Below are 19,495 nucleotides of genomic sequence, written 5' to 3'. Positions count from 1 at the left end.
CTCTGGCGCCTCCCGGAGCAGGAGGCGAGGATGACCGACGCGCGCGAGGAATCTCTTGAAGAACGGCTCGGCCCCGGCCCGGTCCCCTTCTCGCCGGAGGCCGCCCAATGGGCTCTGGAGGCGATTCAGGAGGAGGCTCCCGAAGCCGAAGACGGCGAGGCCCTGAAGGCGCTTCTCGCCGCGCCCAAGCCCCGCGCCTTCATGGAGGGCGTGGCCGGATGCAGCCCCTATCTCGCCGACGTCATGCGTCAAGAGGCCCTTTGGCTGCCTGAGTTGTTCGCCGCTTCGCCGGAGAAGACTCTCGAGAAGCTGAAGGCGGGATTCGCCGCCGCCGCCCGCTCCGCCGCCGACAAATCGGCTCTGATGCGGGATCTGCGCATCCTCAAGCGCCGCACCGCTTTGCTGACCGGCTTCGCCGACATCGGCGCGGTCTGGACGCTGGAGGAGGTCACGGGCGCCCTCACCGAAGCCGCCGACGGGGCGGTCAAGGCCGCGCTCGACTGGCTTTTCCTTCAGGAGGCGAAGCGCGGCAAGCTGCCGCTCGATCCGGAGGATCCTGCGGCCACTTCGGGCTTCATCGTGCTGGCCATGGGCAAGATGGGCGCGCGGGAGCTGAATTACTCCTCAGACATCGATCTGATCCTCTTCTTCGATCCCGACCGGCTCGGCGAGGAGCATCACCTCGAAGCCAAGGACCGCTTCAACCGCATGGCCAAGGATCTGGTGCGTATCCTCTCGGACCGCACCGAACACGGCTATGTCTTCCGTACGGATCTGCGCCTGCGCCCCGATCCCGACGCCACCCCGCCCTGCATGTCCACCGAGGCCGCCGAGCATTATTACAGCTCCCTCGGGCGCAACTGGGAGCGCGCCGCCTATATCAAGGCCCGCCCCTGCGCCGGAGATCTCGCGGCGGGCGCGGCCTTCCTGAAAAGCATGGCGCCCTTCATCTGGCGCAAGACCCTCGATTTCGCCGCCATCGAGGATGTGAAGACGATGAAATATCTGATCCACGCCCATAAGGGCCATGGATCCATCTGCGTCTTCGGCCATGACCTCAAGCTTGGGCGCGGCGGCATCCGCGAAATCGAGTTTTTCGCTCAGACCGAGCAATTGATCCTCGGCGGACGCGACCCCGCCTTGCGCGATCCCACCACGCGGGGGGCTCTGGCCGCTCTGACGGCGGCGGGCTGGATCTCGGAGGAGGCCCGCGCCCAGATGCTGGAGGATTACCGCTTCCTCCGCCAAGTCGAGCATCGGATTCAGATGGTCGAAGACGCCCAGACCCACGCCGTGCCCGCCACGCCGGAGGGGGTGGCGCGTCTGGCGGCCTTCCTGCGCTATCCCGGCCCCGAAGCCTTCGCCGGAGACCTCCGCCCGCGCCTGACCCGCGTCGCGGCGCGCTTCGACAAGCTCTTCGAGACGGACAAGGCCCTCGAAGAGGAGGCGGGCGGACTCGTCATCGCTCTGGAGACTCCCGACGGGGCTCCGGCGGCGGCGGCGGCGCTTCAGGAGATCGGGTATCAGGAGCCGGAGCGCTCGGTGGAGATCCTGCGCGGCTGGCGCACGGGGCGTCTGCGCGCGGCCCGCACCCCCCGCAGCCGCGCCAAGCTGGAGCGCCTGACTCCGGTGATCCTGCGCAAGCTGACCGCCGCCCCCGTCCCCGACGAGGCTCTGGCGCAATTCGACAATTTCCTCATGGGGCTTCCGGCGGGAGTCCAAATCTTCTCGCTGCTGGAGTCCAATCCCAATCTTCTGGAGGTGCTGACGCAGATCTGCGCGGCGGCGCCGCGTCTGGCGGCCTATCTCGGGCGCAATTCCGGCGTGCTGGACGCCATGCTCTCGCCGAGCTTCTTCGAGCCCCTGCCTCCCCGCGACGTCCTCGCGGCGGATCTCGCCCAGCGTCTGGAGGCCGCCCACGGCGATTACGAGCGCACGCTGGACATCGCCCGCGTCTGGGCCAAGGAGCGGCAATTCCAACTCGGCGTGCAGCTGATCTCCGGCCTGACCGACGCCGCCGAAGCCGGACCCGCCTTCACCGATCTGGCGGAATTATCTCTGCGGGCTCTGGAGCCCATGGTGGGCGCGGAGTTCGCCCGCCGCCATGGTCCGCCGCCGGGACGCGGCGCGGCGGTGCTCGCCATGGGCAAGCTCGGCGCGCGGGAGATGACCGCCACTTCGGACCTCGACATGATCGTGGTCTATGACGCCGACACGGAGGACATGTCCTCCGGCGAGCGCCCGCTTTCGGCGCCGGAATATTACGCCCGCTGGACGCAGAAGCTCGTCTCCGCCGTGACGGCCCCCACCTCGGAAGGCGCGGTCTATGAAGTGGACATGCGTCTGCGGCCTTCGGGCCGGGCGGGGCCTCTGGCGACTTCGCTGGCCTCCTTCCGCCATTATCAAGCGGAGGAGGCCTGGACTTGGGAGCATATGGCTTTGACCCGCGCGCGCATCGTGGCGGGGTCGGAGGCGGCGGCGCTCACGGTGCGGGCCGCCGTGAAGGAGGTGTTGAACCGCCCCCATGACCGCGCCAAGGTCATGACCGACGCCCGCGACATGCGCCGCCGCGTGGACGAGGCCAATCCCAAGGAGACCGCCGACCTCTGGAGCCTCAAGCTGACGCGGGGCGGCGCGCTGGACGTGGATTTCATCGCCCAGACCCTGCTGCTCACTGAAGGGCTCGCCGGATCGGCGGCCATGGGCACGCGCCCGGCTCTGGCTTTGCTCAAACAGAGGGGAGCCCTGACCAAGGCTCAGGCGGACCGGCTGCTGCGGGCCTTCGACCTCGAACAGACCCTGCTTCAGATTCAGCGCGTGGCGGTGGAGGGCGTCTTCCATCCCGAGACGGCGGCGGTCGGTCTGAAGGCGGCCATGGTCAAGGCGACCGCGGCCGAGGATTTCAGCGCCATGGAGGCGGAGCTTTCCGAAGCGCAGACCGAGGTTCTGGCGCTCTGGCGCGAGATCCTCGGCGCCGGAGCCGAAGAGACGGCGCAGGCGGAGGCCTGAGCCCCCGCCTCCCAAGCCCCCGCCTCCCAAGCCTTAGCCCCAAGGGCCGCCCTGAGCGCCCCCGGAGGCGCCGCCGCGCCCGAATTCGCGGCCGCGCGGCGCCAGACGCGCGCCCATGGCGCCCGCCATCTTCTCCAGCTCCGCCACGCGGTTCTCGGTGCGCGGATGGGTCGAGAAGAGATTGTCGAGCCGCGCGCCGCTCAAGGGGTTGATGATGAACATCGGCGCGGTGGCCGGATCGTTCTCCGCCGAGATCATCGGGCGCTGCTGAACGCCGCGCGAAATGCCCTGAAGCGCCGAGGCCAGCCAGAGCGGATTTCCGCAAATCTCGGCGCCGCGCCGGTCGGCGGCGTATTCGCGGGTGCGGCTGACGAACATCTGAATGATCATGGCCGCCAGAGGCGCGGCGATCATGGTCAGAATCAGGGCGATGGGGTTGCTCCGCTGACTATCGCCGCGTCCGCCGAACATCATGCCGAAGCGCGCGATCATCGAGACCGCGCCCGCGATGGTCGCGGTGATGGTCATGATGAGCGTGTCGCGGTTCTGGACATGCGCCAGCTCATGCGCCACCACGCCCGCGACCTCCTCCTTGTTCAGCGTGCGCAGAAGTCCGGCGGTGACCGCCACGGCGGCGTTCTCCGGATTGCGGCCCGTGGCGAAGGCGTTGGGCTGATCCGTATTCATCAGATAAACCTTCGGCGTCGGCAGGCCCGCGTTCTTCGAGAGCAGATCGACCATCTCGTAAAGGCCGTAATGATCGCCGGGAAGCACGGGCTGAGCGCCATGCATCCGCAGCACGGCCTTGTCCGAGCCCCACCAGGCCCAGAGATTCGTCGCGGCGGCGAAGAGCAGCGCGATCAGCATCCCGCCCTGTCCGCCCAGAGAATAGCCGACGCCCATGAAGAGGGCCGTCATGCCGGCGAGCAGCACGGCGGTCTTGACGTAGTTCATCCGAAGCCTTTCTTTGGTCTCAGGCGCGCGTCGATGGGCGCGATGGAGAATATAGAACGAATCGTCCCGATTCAGGAGAGGCTTCGGCATGGATTCCGAACAAGTTAAAGATCTTCCTCCGGCGGCTCTGCGCGCCCTCGCCGAAGCCGAGGCGCGTCGCAAGGCTCAAGAGGCGGAGCCCGCCCTCCCGCCCGAATGGGGCGGACGCCTCAAAGGGCTGGAGCCGGTGCGTTACGGCGATTGGGAGAAAAAGGGCCTCGCGGTGGATTTCTGAGGGCCGAAACGCAGAGCCCCAAGCGCGAAAAGGAGCCCGTCATGAGCGCGGCCGAATTGATCGTCGAGGCTCCCGGCGCGCGGCTGAAGCTGCGCCGCATGGGCGATCCGCAAGGCCGCCCCCTGCTCTTTCTGCATGGCGGCCTAGCCTCCAGCGAGGATTACGCGCCGCTTCTGCCCCATTTCGCCGATTGCGCCTGTTGGCTCCTCGACAGCCGAGGCCATGGCCGCTCGACCATGGACGACCGCGCCATGCGCTATCCCCTGCTCGCTTCGGACGCTGAGGCGGCTCTCGCCGCTCTGAAGCTGAAGGATCCGGCGGTGATCGGCCATAGCGACGGCGGAATCACGGGGCTGCATCTCGCGGCGCGTGGAAAAGCGCAGATCGGCGGGCTGATCGCTTTGGCGGCGCAGATGCGCCCCTCCTCGCCGGAGATCGTCGCGCGCTCCTATGCGCCTCTGAACGCCGAAAGCTGGCGGCGACGCTTCCCCGACTCCGCCGCGCGCTATGAGCGGGAGAATCCGGAGCCGGATCTCGCGCGGCTGCTGAACGCCGTCCGGGAGATGTGGATGGCCGAAGAGCCGGAGAATTATCCGGGCGACGTCCTTTCCGCCGTCTCGCGCCCGACGCTGATCCTCGGCGGCGACGCGGACCGCCTCGTGCCGCGCCGCGAGACCTTCGACCTCGCGGAGGCGATTCCGGGGGCGGCTCTGGGACTCCTCCCCTTCGGCGGACATGGCTTCCATCTGGCCGATCCCGCCGGGACCGCCGCCCTCATGCGCCGCTTTCTGGAGAAGATCCCCGCTTAGCTTTCAGACGAATCCCGTCTCCACCGGCGACCAGATCACGTCCCGAATGTCCGCAGCGCCGGTCAGCAGCATCACGAGGCGATCCGCGCCCAGAGCGATCCCCGCCGCCTCGCCCATCAAAGGCAAAGCCGCCAGAAGATCGGCGTCCAGAGGATAGGAGAAGCCGTAAAGCTTGCTCTTGAGGGCTTGGTCCGCCTCGAAGCGGGCGCGCTGCTCGGCGGGATCGGAGAGCTCGCCGAAGCCGTTGGCCAGCTCCACCCCGGCGCAATAGAGCTCGAAGCGCTCCGCGATGCGCGGATCCCCCCGCTTGCGCCGCGCCAGAGCCGCTTCCGGAACCGGATAATCGCAGAGCAGAGTCGGGCGGCCCATGCCCAAGCCCGGCTCGACATGCCCCACCATGATCTTGGTGAAGAGATCGCCCCAGGAATCGTCGTCGGCCACCCGGATTCCCGCCGCCCGCGCCCCTTTGCGCAGAATCTCCGCCGAAGGACGCGCCGGATCCTCAAGGCTCTCCAGAAGCTCGATTCCCGTGGCCCGCCGCACCGCCTCCACGACGGTCACGCGCTCCCAAGGCGCGTAAGGATCGCAGGAATTCGCGCCCCAGCGCAGAGACTCCACGTCCAGCGCCTCGGCGGCGCAGCGCAGAAGTCCGGCGCAATCCTCCATGAGGTCGCCGTAATTCCCGCCCTTGCGATACCATTCCAGCAAAGTGAACTCGGGATGATGCAGCCGCGAGGCCTCGGCGTCGCGCCAGACCTTGCCGAGGCTGAAGATCTTCTCCTCGCCCGCCGCGAGCAGCTTCTTGCAGGCGAATTCCGGCGAGGTGTGCAGCCAGAGATCCGCATGCTGGCCGTCGCCCGAGGTCACCCGCGCCGCCACGGCGTGCAGATGAGTCTCCAGACAAGGGGTGCGCTGAAGCGCGGCGGTCTCGACTTCGATGAAATCCCGATCCTCGAACCAGTCGCGGATCACCCGCATGGTCGCGGCCCGGGCGGTCAGATACGGCCTCCGGCGCGCGTGATCGTCACGGCTCCACCACATGCGCGTCTCTTTTTCCTGCAAGCTTTCCCTCTGGCGAGTTGAACCGGCGCGCGCGAGGGAGTAGCTTCCGCGCCACATTCACATTTTGCAGATAAGAGCCTTTCCGTGGTCAAAGTCAACGCCAACACGCTTCGCAACGGCAATGTCGTCGAGATCGACAGCAAGCTTTACACGATCCTCAAAGCCGACAACATCCAGCCCGGCAAGGGCACGCCGGTCACGCAGCTGGAGATGCGCCGCATCTCCGACGGGGTGAAGATCGTCGAGCGTTACCGCACGACCGAATCCGTGGAGCGCGCCTTCGTGGATTCGCAGGACTTCACCTTCCTTTATGAAGAGGGCGACAACTTCGTCTTCATGCATAAGGAGAATTACGAGCAGCTTCCGGTCCCCAAGGAGATCCTCGGCGATCAGGGCGTCTATCTTCATGACGGCATGGAGGTCGTCCTCAGCCTGCATGAGGGCACGCCGATCTCCGCCGAGATCCCCCAGCGCGTCACGCTGGAGGTCGTCGAGACCGAGCCCGTCATGAAGGGCCAGACCGCCACCTCCTCCTTCAAGCCCGCCGTGCTCTCCAACGGCGTGCGGACGGGCGTGCCCACCCATATCGGCGTCGGCGCGCGCATCGTGGTCGACACCGGGACCAACGGCTATATCGAGCGCGCCAAGGACTAAGCTCGATCCGACGAGAAGCCCCGCCCCTTGCGGCGGGGTTTTTTCACGGCCCCTATGGACATGAGACGTTCCGCGAATCTCTGCGCCGGACGGCGTTTGAGAAATACGCCTGTCAAGCGCTAATTGTTCTTTATTCGTTCTATTGTTCGCGTATAGTTCGCCCATCAGCCTCAGCGAGGGAGAACAAACGCATGACGCAGACCCCTGGTTTCGCCGATCTCGCCGCCCCCGCCCTGCCGACGGGCTTCGTCCATCCCCGCATCCGCCGGGGACGCGGCGCGGTGGAGAACCTCCCCGGCCGCTATGAGCGCGAGATCCGCGCCCCCGCCCCCGATCTTGACGAGGGCCTGCCCGAAGAAGAGCCGCTCGCGCCTTTGCGCACGCAGGTCCACGCTTACCGGGACCGCGAAGTCCTCACCAAAGTCGACTCGCCGGATCTGCCTTTCGACCGCAGCCTGAATCCTTACCGGGGCTGCGAACATGGCTGCGTCTATTGCTACGCCCGCCCGACCCACGCTTATCTCGGGCTTTCGCCGGGGCTGGATTTCGAAACCGAGATCTTCGCCAAACAGGACGCCGCGGAGCGCCTCGCCGAGAGCTTCCGCCGTCCAGGCTATCGCCCCGCGCCCATCGCCATCGGCACGGTCACCGATCCTTATCAGCCCGTCGAGCGGGATCTGAATCTGATGCGGCCGATCCTCAAGCTTTTGCTGGAGACGCGGCATCCGGCGATGATCGTCACCAAATCGGCGAGCGTGCTGCGGGATCTGGACCTGCTGGCGCAGATGGCCCGGCTGGAGCTGGTCAGCGTCGGGATCTCGGCGACCACCCTCGACCATAAGCTCGCCCGCGCCATGGAGCCCCGCGCCTCGACGCCGCAACGCCGCCTCGCGGCCATGGCGGCGCTTTCGGCGGCGGGCGTGCCGACGACGATCATGGCCGCGCCGATCGTCATGGGCCTCAACGACCATGAGCTGGAAGGGATCCTCAAGGCCGCCGCAGGCGCCGGAGCCCGCTCGGCGCATTATCAGCCTCTGCGTCTGCCCGGCGAGACGCGGGCCGTCTTCGACGCCTGGCTCGATGAAAAGCTCCCCGAGCGCGCCGCCCGCGTGAAGCGCGCCGTGGCGGAGATGGAGGAGCAAGGCTTCGGAGAGCGCTTCAAGGGCAAGGGCGTGGCCGCGCAGCTTCTGGCTCAGCGCTTCGCCCTCGCGATGCGGCGCCATAAATTCGGCGGACGCCCCGCCCTGCGGACGGATCTTTTCCGCCGCCCCCTGCGGCGCGGCGATCAGATCAGCTTCTTCGACAGGCTCTGAAGCCCTTGGGCGCGCCGACCAAGAACTTGCACGCCAAGGAACGCAGCGACCTCGGATGATCCGCGCCGGAGAGCGTTTTCCAACTCGGCCGAAACGCGCGACGACGCGGCCCGCCTCTAAAGCTCCACGGCCTCGTCGGAGCCCTCCGCGCCCGGGACGGGCTTCGCCGGAGCGTCGGCGGCCTCCTTCGGGATGCGCCGGATGAGGATGTCGCCGTTGGGCAGGATCTCCGGCGCCTGATAGGCGGGCAGCGAATCCACGAAGATCGTCATGCCGCCGAGCGCCATCTCCACGGCCTTGGCCAGACGCTCGGCGGCGCGGCGGGCGGCGGAGTCAAGTTCGCTCTCCAGCTGGTTCAGACCGCCGGGCGCCGGGCTCTCCTGCGCGAAGGCGGCCATGGGCGCGAAGGCGCAAGCGGCGGCCAGAACAACGGCGGCGGGACGAAAGCTCCGGGTCATGTCAGGCCTCCTGAATCTCTGGATCGCTTAGGCATATAGCGCGCCCGCGCATGAAAACAGCCCCGCGTCGAAGACGCGGGGCCGCTTTTTTTCAGGTCGCCTGATCGGCTGAGGTCGATCCGCTTAGCGGACGATCTCGACCGTCACGCGGCGGTTCTCGGCCTGACGCACGGAGTCGCCGGTCGGAACGGCCGGAGCCAGCTCGCCCGAGGCGGAGACGCGCAGATTGCCGCGCGGCACGCCCTGAGCCTCAAGAGCGCTGCCCACGGTCTGGGCGCGACGCTCGGCGAGACGCTGGTTATAGGCCTTCGAGCCCGAGGTGTCCGCATGTCCGATGACGTTCAGGAAGGGATTCCCGAAGGCGCGGAAGGCGGTCACGATCTCAGACACGACCTGATTGGCCTCGGCGGTCAGATCGGAGCGATCGAAGCCGAAGTAGATCGTGTAGAGGGTCGGGTAGGTCGGCTGCTGCACGACCGGCGGCTGCTCGTAGACCGGCGGCTGAGGAGCCGGGGCCGGAGCGGGCGCAGGCACGTAGACCGGCGGCTGAGGAGCCGGGACCGGAGCAGGCGCCGGAGCCGGCACGTAGACCGGCGGCTGAGGAGCCGGGACCGGAGCAGGCGCCGGAGCCGGAGCGGGCACGTAGACCGGAGCGGGCGCCGGGGCCGGAGCAGGCGCAGGCACGTAGACCGGCGGCGGCGGCGGCGGGGGAGGCGGCGGCGGGGGCGGAGGAGGCGGCGGGGGAGGCGGCGGCGGGGGCGGCGGAGGCGGAGCCACCGTCGGCGTATAGCCGCAGGCGTTCAGCGCTTCCTCAAGCAGCGCGCGGATCTCGTTCGGATCCGAGCACGCATGATCGCCCTGCGACAACTCTTCGAGATATTTGTCGAAGAGCGCCTGAGCGCGGGCGCAAGCCTGCGGGTGACGGTCGCGGTTCGCCGCGACGGTGGAGGCCACGCGCTGGTAAAGCGCGAGGGTCTCGCCGCCGAGGCCCAGCGAAGCCGGATCCCACGGGCCGACGGCCTGACCGGCGAGCGCGGCCTGAGCGCGGCTCTGGTAGGCGGTGGCGTTATACCAGTTGACGTCGCGCGTGGCGGTCCACTCGGCCATGGCCTGGTATTCCCGGGCCAAGGCGGCGTTGAAGCCATCGCCGACGATCTGGTGCTTCAGGAAGGGCCCGACGCTGAAGGTCTGGCCGAAGTTGGCCTCCGGCAAGGTCGAGCAGCCGGCGACAGCCAGAAGGCTCGTCGCGGCGAGAAGTCGGGAGAACGCTTTCATCCCTCTCTCCGTTCGTTTGTATCGTTCACTCACACCGCGAAAGCGGCGCATGGCGATTTCTTTATTTGCTATGGCGCGCGCGCCCAGTGAGCCGGTATTCCCATGCTCGCACGCCAAGATCAACGGTTTTGCGCGGGGGCCCGTCCCATCCCCCCCGTTTTAAAAGCGCCGTAACCTTTTCACCACACCGCGCAAGAGATCGTTAGGAGCTCGCCCGATCCGGAGGGGCCGCGAAGGCGCGGGCGCCCGCTCGGCAGGGGGGCTCGGCGGAGGCTCGGCGGGGCCCGCCGGGAGGGCGGCGCAAGCCCGTCGGGCGGATTTTCCGCCTTTTTCGCAGATGAAACGACGCTTCAAGAAGTCGCGTTTACTCTTTGTTAAGATTTTAAGGCTCGTATCAATTCGAGAAACATAGAAAGATTCCGCGCCATTTTGAACGCGACGTCTTGCAAGGGAACGCCGGGCGTCGTCTAAGAAAGAGCAGGAATCAGGCGAAACGCCGCATTTTGCGCAAGAGGCGCGCGCTGGGACGCCCCAGAACGCGTCACGCGCTCAACCGGAAGGGGAGTCCGGGCGGCTCAAGAATGGATCAGAGGCGGGACGAACATCATGGCGCAAAGCATTCTCATCGTCGACGACGACCCTACGCAAAGACGCATTCTCGAATCCGTGATCGGCTCGCTCGGCTACCGCACGGTGGTCGCTTCGGACGGACGCGAGGCCCTTGAGCTGCTGCGCAGTCCGCGCGGGGCCGAGATCGACCTCATGCTGCTGGATCTGATGATGCCGGGGCTCAACGGCATGGCGGTCATCGACGAACTCCGCCCCGAGAAGCCCAATCTGCCGATCATCGTGCTGACCTCGCACGGCTCGGTGGCGACGGTGGTCCAGTCCATGCAGGCCGGGGCCAACGACTTCATCGTCAAGCCCGCCAGCCCCGAGCGTCTGAAGGTCTCGATTCAGAACGCCCTGAAGCTGCGCACCCTCGCGGGCGAGGTCTCGCGGCTCTCGCGCAAGGCCGACAACCGCCTGCGCTTCAGCGACCTCATCGCCAAAAGCCTCGTGATGCGCCAGACCATCATGCTGGCCGAGCGCGCCGCGCAGTCGAATATTCCGATCCTCATCGAGGGCGAATCCGGCGTCGGCAAAGAGGTCATGGCCCGCGCGATTCAGGGCGCCTCCGACCGGGCGGGCAAGCCCTTCGTGGCGGTGAACTGCGGCGCGATCCCCGAGAATCTCGTGGAATCCACCCTCTTCGGCCATGAAAAGGGCTCCTTCACCGGGGCCTCGACCAAGCGCGACGGCAAATTTCAGGAGGCCAGCGGCGGCACGCTCTTCCTCGACGAGGTGGGCGAACTGCCGCTGAGCATGCAGGTCAAGCTGCTGCGCGCCATTCAAGAGGGCGAAGTCGATCCCGTCGGCTCGACCAAGCCGGTGAAGGTGGACATCCGCCTCATCTCGGCGACGAACCGCAATCTGCAACAGCTTGTGGGCGAAGGGAAATTCCGCGAGGATCTGTTTTATCGCCTCAACGTCTTCCCCCTCACGCTGCCGCCGATCCGCGAGCGCCGCGAGGACATCCCCGAGCTGATTCAATATTTCGTCCAGAAATTCGCCGCCGAAGAGGGCAAGACCCTGCGCGGCGTCGAGTCTTCGGCCATCGACATGCTGGTCAATTACAAATGGCCCGGCAACGTCCGCCAGCTGGAGAACGCCGTCTATCGGGCGGTGGTGCTTTCGGATCGCGAAGTGCTGACGCTCCACGACTTCCCGCAGATCGTCGGGCTGGCTTCGGGCGGCGACGCCTATGGCCGCGGCGCGCCTGAGCGCGGCGCCGACGGCGAAGGGCTTTATGTCGGCAAGAGCCTCGACGGCTTCAGCGTGCTGGACGACGACGGCCATATCCGCCCGCTCGAAGAGGTGGAGGGCGACATGATCCGGCTCGCCATGGAGAAATACAACAACCATATGTCGGAGATCGCCCGCAGATTGCGGATCGGCCGCTCGACGCTCTACCGCAAGGTCCGGGATCTCGGCTTCGACAATCCCGACGCCGAGACCGACGACGCCGCCTGACGAAAGGCGCGCCGGAGCCTTCCGGCGCCCCCTCCCAAACGAAGACCCCCGCGCCTTTTCCAAGGCGGCGGGGGTCTTTTCGTTCCGGCTTCGGGCGGCTTGCGGACGCGGCCGACGGACGCGGCGGGCGGGAGGCGGCTTTTCTCCGTTATTTCTGCGCCGCCCGCGCGAGGAATTGCTTGAGGCGTTCGGAGCGGGTCGCGTTGAAGACGGCCTCCGGCGCCCCTTGTTCTTCGATCACACCCTGATGCAGAAATACAATCTCCGACGCCACCTCACGGGCGAAATTCATCTCATGAGTCACCATGAGCATGGTCCGGCCCTCCGCCGCGAGATCGCGGATGACCTTCAAAACTTCCCCGACAAGTTCAGGATCCAGCGCCGAAGTCGGCTCGTCGAAGAGCATGGCCTCAGGATCCATCGCCAGAGCCCGCGCGATGGCCACGCGCTGCTGCTGGCCGCCGGAGAGCTGGCTCGGATAATTGTCCTCTTTGCCGACCACGCCCACTTTCGCCAGAAGATCGCGCGCTTTTTCAATCGCTTCGCGCTTGGGCAGGCCCTTCACGTGGACCGGCGCCTCGATGACGTTCTCCAGCACCGTCATATGCGCCCAGAGATTGAAGGACTGAAACACGAAGCCCAGCTTCGAGCGCAGGCGCTGAAGCTGTCTGGCGTCGCCGGGCTTGCGCCCATGCAGGCTTTTCACCAGCTTCACCGTCTCGCCGGTGATCTGGATCTCGCCTTCTTCGGGGATCTCCAGCAGATTGCAGCAGCGCAGGAGCGTCGATTTCCCCGAACCGGAAGATCCGATCAGCACGATCACGTCGCCTGAATGGGCCTGAAGCGAGACGCCTTTCAGCACCTCGAAATCGCCGTAGCGTTTATGGATGCCGGAGAGGGATAAGCGAAGGGTCATGGCGGCTCTCTCCAGAAAGGCGGATCAGCGAGGGGCGGCGACGGGCGCCAGATGGCGCATCAGGCGCTTCTCCAGCTGGCGGAAGATCGCCACGACCACGAAGGTCACGGCCAGATAAAGGACCGCCGCCGAAACGAAGCCCTCATAAGTCACGTAATAACGCGCGTTGATCGTGCGCCCCACGCCGAGGATGTCCTGAATGGTGATCACGCTCGCGATGGCCGAGCCATGGAGCATGAAGACCACTTCGTTGGAATATTGCGGCAAAGCCTGACGAAAGGCCGCCGGAAGCACGATCCGCCGCAGCCGCGTGAAGGGCGACATGCCGTAAGCCACGGCCGCCTCCAGCTCGCCGCGCCGGAGGTTCGCAATCGCGCCGCGCAGGATCTCGGTGGTGTAGGCCGCCGTGTTCAGCGCAAAGACCAGAAGCGCGCAAAACCACGGCTCGCGCAGCCAGGGCCAGAGGAAGCTCCGGCGGATCTCCGGGAATTGCGACAGCCCGTAATAGACGAGGTAAAGCTGAACCAGCAGCGGCGTGCCGCGGAACACGTAGACGAAGCCCCGCACCAGCCATTCCAGCACGGGAATCCGCTCGGTGAGGATCACCGCGCAGATCACCGCCAGAACCAGCCCGACGGCCAAAGAAGAGCCCGTCAGCCAGAGGGTCGTCCAGACGCCCCGGAGCAGATCGGGCGCATGCCGGAAGATGAGGTCGAAATTCACGCCGCGCCTCCCCTGTTCACACGCTTCTCGATCAGCTTGAAGAGGAGGCCGGACAGGCTGGTTAGGATCAGAAAGATCATCATGACCGCAAGGAAGAAGGTGAAAGGCTCGCGCAGAGACTTGCCCGCCTTATCGGCGATGTTCACCACGTCCTGAAGGCCGATGATCGAGACGATGGCCGTGGCCTTGATCAGCACCAGCCAGATATTCGCGTAGCCCGGCAAGGCGTGGCGCATCACCTGAGGCGCCATGATCCGCCGGAGCGTCAGGCCGGGCGACATGCCGCTGGCCTGAGCCGCCTCCCATTGGCCTTTCGGCACGGCCAGCCATGCGCCGCGGAAGGTCTCGGTCATATAGGCGCCGTAGACGAAGCCGATGACCCCCACCCCCGCCGCGAAAGGCGAGATGTCGGGGCCCCGCTCATAGCCCGTCAGCAGCGCGAGGCTGTTGATCAGCCGCTGTCCGCCATAAAAGGCCAGCAGCATCAGCACGAGCTCGGGAACGCCGCGCACCACGGTCGAATAGACTCCGGCGAGGCCCCGCGCGAAGCCTCCGCCCGCGATCTTGGCCGCCGCGCCCAAAGCGCCGAGAAGGGTCGCCAGAAGCATCGCGCAAACCGCGACCGTCACGGTCAGCACGGTCCCGCGCAGCAAAGCCGGGCCATAAGCGATCAGATGCTCCACAGGCGGTCCCCCTCTTCGGCCTCCGGATATGGATTTCGGGCGGCGCCGGATCCTCCCGACGCCGCCCGCTCAAGGCTTCTTATTCGGCGGGGACCGCCTCTTCGGCGGGCGCGGCGGTCGAGCCGCCTTCGCCCTCCTCGGCGCCGTAGACGTCATAGGGGAAATATTTCTCGTTGATCGTCTTATAACGGTCGTCGGCGCGCAGGGCGAGGATCGCGGCGTTGAAGGCCTGCTTCAGCTCCTCGTCGCCCTTGCGGATCGCCACGCCCGCGCCGGGGCCGTGATATTTCGGAACGGCCTGATCGCCGCCGAAGAACTCGAAGCCCTCGCCGTCGGCGGAGCGCAGGAAGCCGAGATCCAGCGTCGCCTTGTCGGCGGCCACGGCGTCGAGGCGGCCCACCGCGAGATCCGCCGTCGCCTCCTCCTGCGTGCCGTAGCGGACGAGGTTCGCCTTCGGGAATTCGCCGACCATGTAGTCGTCGTGGATGGTGCCGCGCTGCACGCCGACCCGCTTGCCCGCGAGGCCCTCGGGCGTGCCTTCGAGGCCCGCGCCCTTCTCGGCCACGAAGGCGCCGGGGGTGTGGTAATATTTATTGGTGAAGTCCACCACCTCCATGCGGGCGGGGGTGATCGACATGGAGGCGATGATCGCGTCGCATTTCTTGGTGTTCAGCGATTCGATGATGCCGTCCCAGTCGGTGGCGACGAGATCGCAGCTTTTGCCCATCTCGTCGCAGAGGGCCTTGGCCATGTCGATGTCGAAGCCGATCAGCTCGCCGGAGGGGGAGATCTCGGAGAAGGGCGGATAAGCCCCCTCGACGCAGATCCGCAGATCCGCGGCGGCGGCGGGAGCGGCGAAGGCCAGCAAGGCGGCGAAGGCCGTCAGCGGCGCATGTCTCATGGAAGCCCTCCTCTTCGTCTTTCAAACCTCTGAAAGGCGAATGTCAATATTTCGTCTTGATCCTTGACGCGCTTTCCCATCGCGTCAAGAGGGGGCGCGCCCTCAAGGGAGAAAACGCGGAGAAAAACGCGGGAGAAAAACATGGCGCCCCGTTCGGCGGCGGGCTATGCGCAGAGAGGCGCCGGCCCGCGATTCACCCAGGGCGCGAGCCCACCTTGAGGAGACTCTTTCCGCATGACCCGCCTCAAGGCGCTTCTGGCGCGCCGCTTCGGCGCTCAAGACGACACTTGGCCCCTCATCGCGCGCCTGCTGCGGGAGAATCTGCCCAAGCATAAGGTCGATTACGCGAAAGCCTTTCTCTGCATGGCTCTGGTGGCGGCCTCGACGGCGGCCAGCGCCTGGATCATGCGCGACGTGATCGACGAGATCTTCGTCGCGAAGAATCTGACGGCGCTCTGGTGGGTTTCGGGCTTCGTGGCGGCGGCCTTTCTGGTGAAGGGCTTCGCCTCCTATGGGCAAGCGGCGATCCTCGCGCGGGTGGGCAACGCCGTCACCGCCGAGGTTCAGAACCGCGTCTACGCCCGCAGCCTGCGGCAGGGGCTCGGGGCCTTCGACGACCGCTCCGCCGGGGCGGAGCTGACCATGCTGCTCGTGCGTCAGGCCGCCGCCGCCCGCAGCGCCATCGAAATGGTGCTGGTCTCCTTCGGGCGGGATCTCGCCATGCTGATCGGTCTGGTCGGGGTGATGGTCCTGCAGAATCCGCGGCTTTCGCTGCTGGTGCTGGTCATCGCGCCGCCGATCATCATCGGCGTCTCGCGGATGGTGCGGCGGATGAAGCGCCTCGCCGCCGACGAGATCGGCATGGTCGCCCATGTCATCGCCCTCGCGCAGGAGACCGGCGCAGGGCTGCGGGCGATCAAGGCCTTCGGCGCCGAGCCGCGCATGGAGGCTCAGATGGGCGAGGCCGTCGAGGCCACGCGGCTTCAGGCCGACCGCATCGCCCGGCTTCAGGCCCGCACCAGCCCGATCATGGAGACTCTCGGCGGATTCGCGGTGGCTCTGGCGATTCTCTACGGCGGCTGGAGCGTCATCGTCCGGGGAGAGAGCTCCGGCGGCTTCTTCGCCTTCATCACGGCGCTGCTCATGGCCTATGAGCCGGCGAAGCGGCTCTCGCGGCTGCATCTGCAGATCGAATCCCAGATGGCGGGCGTGCGCGGACTCTACGCCGCGCTGGACGCGCCGCTCGCGCTGGCCGACAAGCCCGGCGCCCCCGCGCTCCGGGCGACGGCCGGGCGGGTGGAGTTCGAAGACGTCTGGTTCTCCTATGGCGACAAACCCGCTCTGCGCGGCCTGAGCTTCGTGGCGGAGCCCGGCGAGACCACGGCCCTCGTGGGGCTTTCAGGGGGCGGGAAATCCACCGCCCTCGCCCTGATCGAACGGTTTTACGACCCGGATCAGGGCGCCCTGCGGATCGACGGCCAAGATCTGCGCGAGGTCTCGCAAGCCTCGGTGCGGGAGGCTCTGGCCTATGTGGCGCAGGATTCCTTCCTCTTCGACGCCAGCCTGCGCGAGAACATCGCCCTCGGGAGGCCCCCCGGCGCCCCGCAAGCCTCCATGGCCGAGATCGAGGAGGCCGCCCGCGCCGCCAACGCCCATGACTTCGTCACGGCTCTGCCGGGCGGCTATGAGGCCATGGCCGGAACCGGCGGCGGCAAGCTCTCGGGCGGCCAGCGCCAGAGGATCGCCATCGCCCGCGCCATGCTCCGCGACGCCCCGATTCTGCTGCTCGACGAAGCCACCAGCGCCCTCGACGCCGAATCCGAAGCCAAGATCCAGGAGGCCATGGCGCGGCTGATGAAAGGCCGCACCGCCCTCGTGGTGGCGCATCGGCTCTCGACCATCCGCTCGGCGGATCGGATTCTGGTGCTGGATCAGGGGCGGCTGGCCGAAAGCGGACGCCACGCCGAGCTGCTCGCGCGCGGCGGGCTCTACGCCCGCTTCCATCGTCTCCAGTTCGGAGAAGACGCCAAAAACCTGACGGCGGCCCCCTGAACAGGGGCCGCCGCCGGGGTGACGAAGCGACAGAAACGCTTAAGCAAAATCGTCGGGCCGCGCCCTGATCAGGGGCCGACGCCTTCGTAAGTCTCGTCCAGCGCATAGCCCGCCGCGCGCACCGTGCGCAGAGGATCGCGCTCGCCGGGCTCGTTGAGGGCCTTGCGCAGACGCCCGATATGGACGTCCACCGTGCGGGCCTCGATCTCGGTCTCGGCGCCCCAGACCAGCGACAAGAGCCGCTCGCGGCTGAAGACCCGCCCCGGACGGCGCATCAGCGCCTCCAGAAGCCGGAATTCGGTCGGGCCGAGCTTGAGATCCCGCTCGCCGCGCCGCGCCCGATGGGTCACGCGGTCCAGCGTGAGGTCGGCGAAGCGCAGCACGTCGGCCATGGCCTGCGGATTGGAGCGCCGCAGAACCGCCCGCACCCGCGCCAGAAACTCGGTCACGGAGAAGGGCTTCGCGATATAGTCGTCGGCCCCGGCGTCGAGCCCCCGCACGCGATCCTCTTCGGCGTCGCGGGCGGTGAGCATGACGATGGGCGTCTCGCGGGTCTCGGGCCGGGCGCGGGCGCGGCGGCAGATCTCCACCCCCGAGAGATTCGGCAGCATCCAGTCGAGGACCAGAAGATCCGGCGGCTCCTCCAGCAGGCGCAGGAGGGCGAATTCGCCGTCCTCCGCCAGCTCGACCTCATAGCCTTCCTTACGGAGGTTGTAGTCGAGGATCGCCGCGAGGCTCTCCTCGTCCTCCGCGACAAGGATGCGGACGCTCATTCGATCTTCGCGCCGCCGGAGGCCGCGCCCTCGGAGGCCGCGCTCTCCTCAAGCTCGTCGAAGCCCGCTTCGAGCGGCGCCTTGGGGCGGTCGTCGGCGGGGGGCGGCGCCTCGGCGGAGACGACGTAATTGGTCATCTCGGCGATGAAGGTCGCGTGGTCGCCGATGCGCTCGATGTTCTTGGCCACGAACATCAGCTGCGCGCAGGCGCCGATGGTCCGCGGATCCTCCATCATATAGGTCAGAAGCTCGCGGAAGACGCTGTTGTAAAGCTCGTCCACCTCGACGTCGCGCCGCCAGACCTGCTGCGCCAGCTCCAGATCGCCGTTGGCGTAGGCGTCGAGCGCCTGAGTCAGCTGCTGGAGGCTCTGACGCCCCATGCGCACCACCGGACCGATGGAGCGATGGGCCGGGCCCTCGGCGAGGATCTGGGCGCGTTTGGCGGTGTTCTTGGCCATGTCGCCCACGCGCTCCAGCGTGGAGGCGATCTTCAGCCCGGCGATCACCGCGCGCAGGTCGCGGGCCATGGGCTGGCGCATCATGAGGATGCGCACGGCCAGCTCGTCGACCTGCTTCTCCATGCGGTCGAGGCGCTTGTCGTCTTGAATCACCTCGGCGGCGAGGGCGGCGTCGCGTTTGGCGAGGGCGTCCAGCGCCCGCGAGAGATTGGCCTCCGCGACTCCGCCCATCTCGGCGATGGCGTTGGAGAGCTTACGGATGTCCCCGTCGGTTCCGATCATGGCTCTGAGCCTCCCCGTCAGCCGAAACGGCCGTTGATGTAATCTTCGGTGCGCTTGTCGCGCGGCTTATTGAAGATGTCGGTGGTGTCGCCGTATTCGACCAGATGGCCGAGGTGGAAAAAGGCCGTTTTTTGGCTGACGCGCGCCGCCTGCTGCATCGAATGGGTCACGATGACGATGCAGAACTGGCTGCGCAATTCGCCGATCAGCTGTTCGATGCGGTCGGTGGCGATGGGGTCGAGCGCCGAACAGGGCTCGTCCATCAGCAGAACCTCGGGCTTGGTCGCGATGGCGCGGGCGATGCAGAGGCGCTGCTGCTGGCCGCCCGAAAGCCCGGTGCCGGGCTTGTCGAGGCGGTCCTTCACCTCGTTCCAGAGGCCGGCCTTGGTCAGGCTGGCCTCGACCAGCTCGTCCAGCTCTTCGCGGTTGGAGGTCAGGCCGTGGATGCGCGGGCCATAGGCCACGTTGTCGTAGATCGACTTCGGGAAGGGATTGGGCTTCTGAAAGACCATGCCCACCCGGGCGCGCAGCTGCACCGGATCGACGCGCGGGGCGTAGATGTCTTCCCCGTCGAGCTTCAGATCTCCCGTCACGCGGCAGATCGCGATGGTGTCGTTCATGCGGTTGAGGCAGCGCAGGAAGGTCGACTTGCCGCAGCCCGAAGGCCCGATGAAGGCCGTGACGAGGCGGTCCTCGATGTCGATGGCGAGGTCCTTGATGGCGTGGGCGTCGCCGTAATGGACGTTCACGCCGCGGCAGGCGAATTTCAGATCGTTCCGGGGCGCGGCCTGAGCGGCGGGGGCCCCCACAGAGTTTTCCATCGTCA

General features: G+C 67.0%; 18 protein-coding genes. 7 read left to right on the top strand and 11 right to left on the bottom strand.

What is annotated here, in order from left to right:
- Nucleotides 1-30: 30 nt before the first annotated feature.
- A complete protein-coding gene (locus B161_RS17610) occupies nt 31-3,009 on the top strand; it encodes a bifunctional [glutamine synthetase] adenylyltransferase/[glutamine synthetase]-adenylyl-L-tyrosine phosphorylase (RefSeq protein WP_018633112.1) in 2,979 nt (992 codons plus the stop codon).
- 33 nt (nt 3,010-3,042) lie between these two features.
- Here B161_RS17610 and htpX read toward each other — a convergent pair whose 3' ends face one another.
- Nucleotides 3,043-3,963 (bottom strand): zinc metalloprotease HtpX, encoded by a 921-nt coding sequence (htpX, locus tag B161_RS0109245; RefSeq protein ID WP_026310320.1) that lies wholly within the window; start codon nt 3,961-3,963, stop codon nt 3,043-3,045.
- A gap of 88 nt (nt 3,964-4,051) precedes the next feature.
- Between htpX and B161_RS0109240 the strand changes: the two genes are divergently transcribed.
- Nucleotides 4,052-4,237 (top strand): DUF1674 domain-containing protein, encoded by a 186-nt coding sequence (locus tag B161_RS0109240; RefSeq protein ID WP_018633110.1) that lies wholly within the window; start codon nt 4,052-4,054, stop codon nt 4,235-4,237.
- Nucleotides 4,238-4,278: 41 nt separating this feature from the next.
- Nucleotides 4,279-5,046, top strand: a complete 768-nt coding sequence (locus B161_RS17605; RefSeq protein ID WP_018633109.1) for an alpha/beta fold hydrolase — start codon at nt 4,279-4,281, stop codon at nt 5,044-5,046.
- 3 nt (nt 5,047-5,049) lie between these two features.
- On the opposite strand, the gene epmA is transcribed toward B161_RS17605, so the two are convergent.
- Nucleotides 5,050-6,087, bottom strand: coding sequence for an EF-P lysine aminoacylase EpmA (gene epmA / locus B161_RS0109230; RefSeq protein WP_018633108.1), 1,038 nt, complete (start codon nt 6,085-6,087; stop codon nt 5,050-5,052).
- 105 nt (nt 6,088-6,192) lie between these two features.
- Here epmA and efp point away from each other — a divergent pair, with 105 nt between their 5' ends.
- On the top strand, nt 6,193-6,762 hold the full coding sequence (efp, locus tag B161_RS0109225) for an elongation factor P (RefSeq protein ID WP_018633107.1): 570 nt from the start codon (nt 6,193-6,195) through the stop codon (nt 6,760-6,762).
- Nucleotides 6,763-6,953: 191 nt separating this feature from the next.
- Nucleotides 6,954-8,075 (top strand): PA0069 family radical SAM protein, encoded by a 1,122-nt coding sequence (locus B161_RS0109220; protein ID WP_018633106.1) that lies wholly within the window; start codon nt 6,954-6,956, stop codon nt 8,073-8,075.
- 116 nt (nt 8,076-8,191) lie between these two features.
- On the opposite strand, the gene B161_RS17600 is transcribed toward B161_RS0109220, so the two are convergent.
- Nucleotides 8,192-8,533 (bottom strand): hypothetical protein, encoded by a 342-nt coding sequence (locus B161_RS17600; protein ID WP_018633105.1) that lies wholly within the window; start codon nt 8,531-8,533, stop codon nt 8,192-8,194.
- A 123-nt stretch (nt 8,534-8,656) separates the two neighbouring features.
- Entirely contained in the window at nt 8,657-9,808 is a 1,152-nt protein-coding gene (locus B161_RS19615; protein ID WP_018633104.1) for an OmpA family protein, read from the bottom strand.
- Between the two features lie 606 nt (nt 9,809-10,414).
- On the opposite strand from B161_RS19615, the gene B161_RS0109205 reads away from it, so the two are divergent.
- Nucleotides 10,415-11,881 carry a sigma-54-dependent transcriptional regulator gene (locus B161_RS0109205; RefSeq protein WP_018633103.1) on the top strand — a complete coding sequence of 489 codons (1,467 nt, stop codon included), beginning with the start codon at nt 10,415-10,417 and terminating at the stop codon, nt 11,879-11,881.
- Between the two features lie 148 nt (nt 11,882-12,029).
- Here the strand turns inward: B161_RS0109205 and B161_RS0109200 are convergent, their stop codons facing one another.
- The 4 genes from B161_RS0109200 to B161_RS0109185 form a co-directional block, all read right to left on the bottom strand.
- Nucleotides 12,030-12,797: an ABC transporter ATP-binding protein gene (locus tag B161_RS0109200; protein ID WP_018633102.1), complete on the bottom strand. Its 768-nt coding sequence runs from the start codon at nt 12,795-12,797 to the stop codon at nt 12,030-12,032.
- A gap of 24 nt (nt 12,798-12,821) precedes the next feature.
- The gene (locus tag B161_RS0109195; protein ID WP_018633101.1) at nt 12,822-13,520 is read right to left on the bottom strand and encodes an ABC transporter permease; all 699 of its coding nucleotides are present in this window, start codon (nt 13,518-13,520) and stop codon (nt 12,822-12,824) included.
- Complete coding sequence (locus B161_RS0109190; protein ID WP_018633100.1) at nt 13,517-14,203, bottom strand: ABC transporter permease; 687 nt, start codon at nt 14,201-14,203, stop codon at nt 13,517-13,519. The genes B161_RS0109195 and B161_RS0109190 overlap by 4 nt, the downstream gene beginning before the upstream one ends.
- 79 nt (nt 14,204-14,282) lie before the next feature.
- Nucleotides 14,283-15,104 (bottom strand): transporter substrate-binding domain-containing protein, encoded by an 822-nt coding sequence (locus tag B161_RS0109185; RefSeq protein ID WP_018633099.1) that lies wholly within the window; start codon nt 15,102-15,104, stop codon nt 14,283-14,285.
- A gap of 234 nt (nt 15,105-15,338) precedes the next feature.
- On the opposite strand from B161_RS0109185, the gene B161_RS0109180 reads away from it, so the two are divergent.
- Complete coding sequence (locus tag B161_RS0109180) at nt 15,339-17,156, top strand: ABC transporter ATP-binding protein (protein ID WP_018633098.1); 1,818 nt, start codon at nt 15,339-15,341, stop codon at nt 17,154-17,156.
- 68 nt (nt 17,157-17,224) lie between these two features.
- On the opposite strand, the gene phoB is transcribed toward B161_RS0109180, so the two are convergent.
- From phoB to pstB, 3 genes are read right to left on the bottom strand one after another with little or no spacing between them, the layout of a single operon-like run.
- The gene (gene phoB, locus B161_RS0109175) at nt 17,225-17,929 is read right to left on the bottom strand and encodes a phosphate regulon transcriptional regulator PhoB (RefSeq protein ID WP_018633097.1); all 705 of its coding nucleotides are present in this window, start codon (nt 17,927-17,929) and stop codon (nt 17,225-17,227) included.
- Nucleotides 17,926-18,669 (bottom strand): phosphate signaling complex protein PhoU, encoded by a 744-nt coding sequence (gene phoU / locus B161_RS0109170; RefSeq protein WP_018633096.1) that lies wholly within the window; start codon nt 18,667-18,669, stop codon nt 17,926-17,928. The genes phoB and phoU overlap by 4 nt, the downstream gene beginning before the upstream one ends.
- A gap of 17 nt (nt 18,670-18,686) precedes the next feature.
- Nucleotides 18,687-19,490: a phosphate ABC transporter ATP-binding protein PstB gene (gene pstB / locus B161_RS0109165; protein WP_051085757.1), complete on the bottom strand. Its 804-nt coding sequence runs from the start codon at nt 19,488-19,490 to the stop codon at nt 18,687-18,689.
- Nucleotides 19,491-19,495: the final 5 nt, after the last annotated feature.

Origin of the sequence: Neomegalonema perideroedes DSM 15528 (genome assembly GCF_000374145.1) — a bacterium.
In the GTDB taxonomy this organism is placed as follows: Bacteria; Pseudomonadota; Alphaproteobacteria; order Rhodobacterales; family Rhodobacteraceae; genus Neomegalonema; species Neomegalonema perideroedes.
This window is presented reverse-complemented; position numbering and strand designations above follow the sequence as displayed.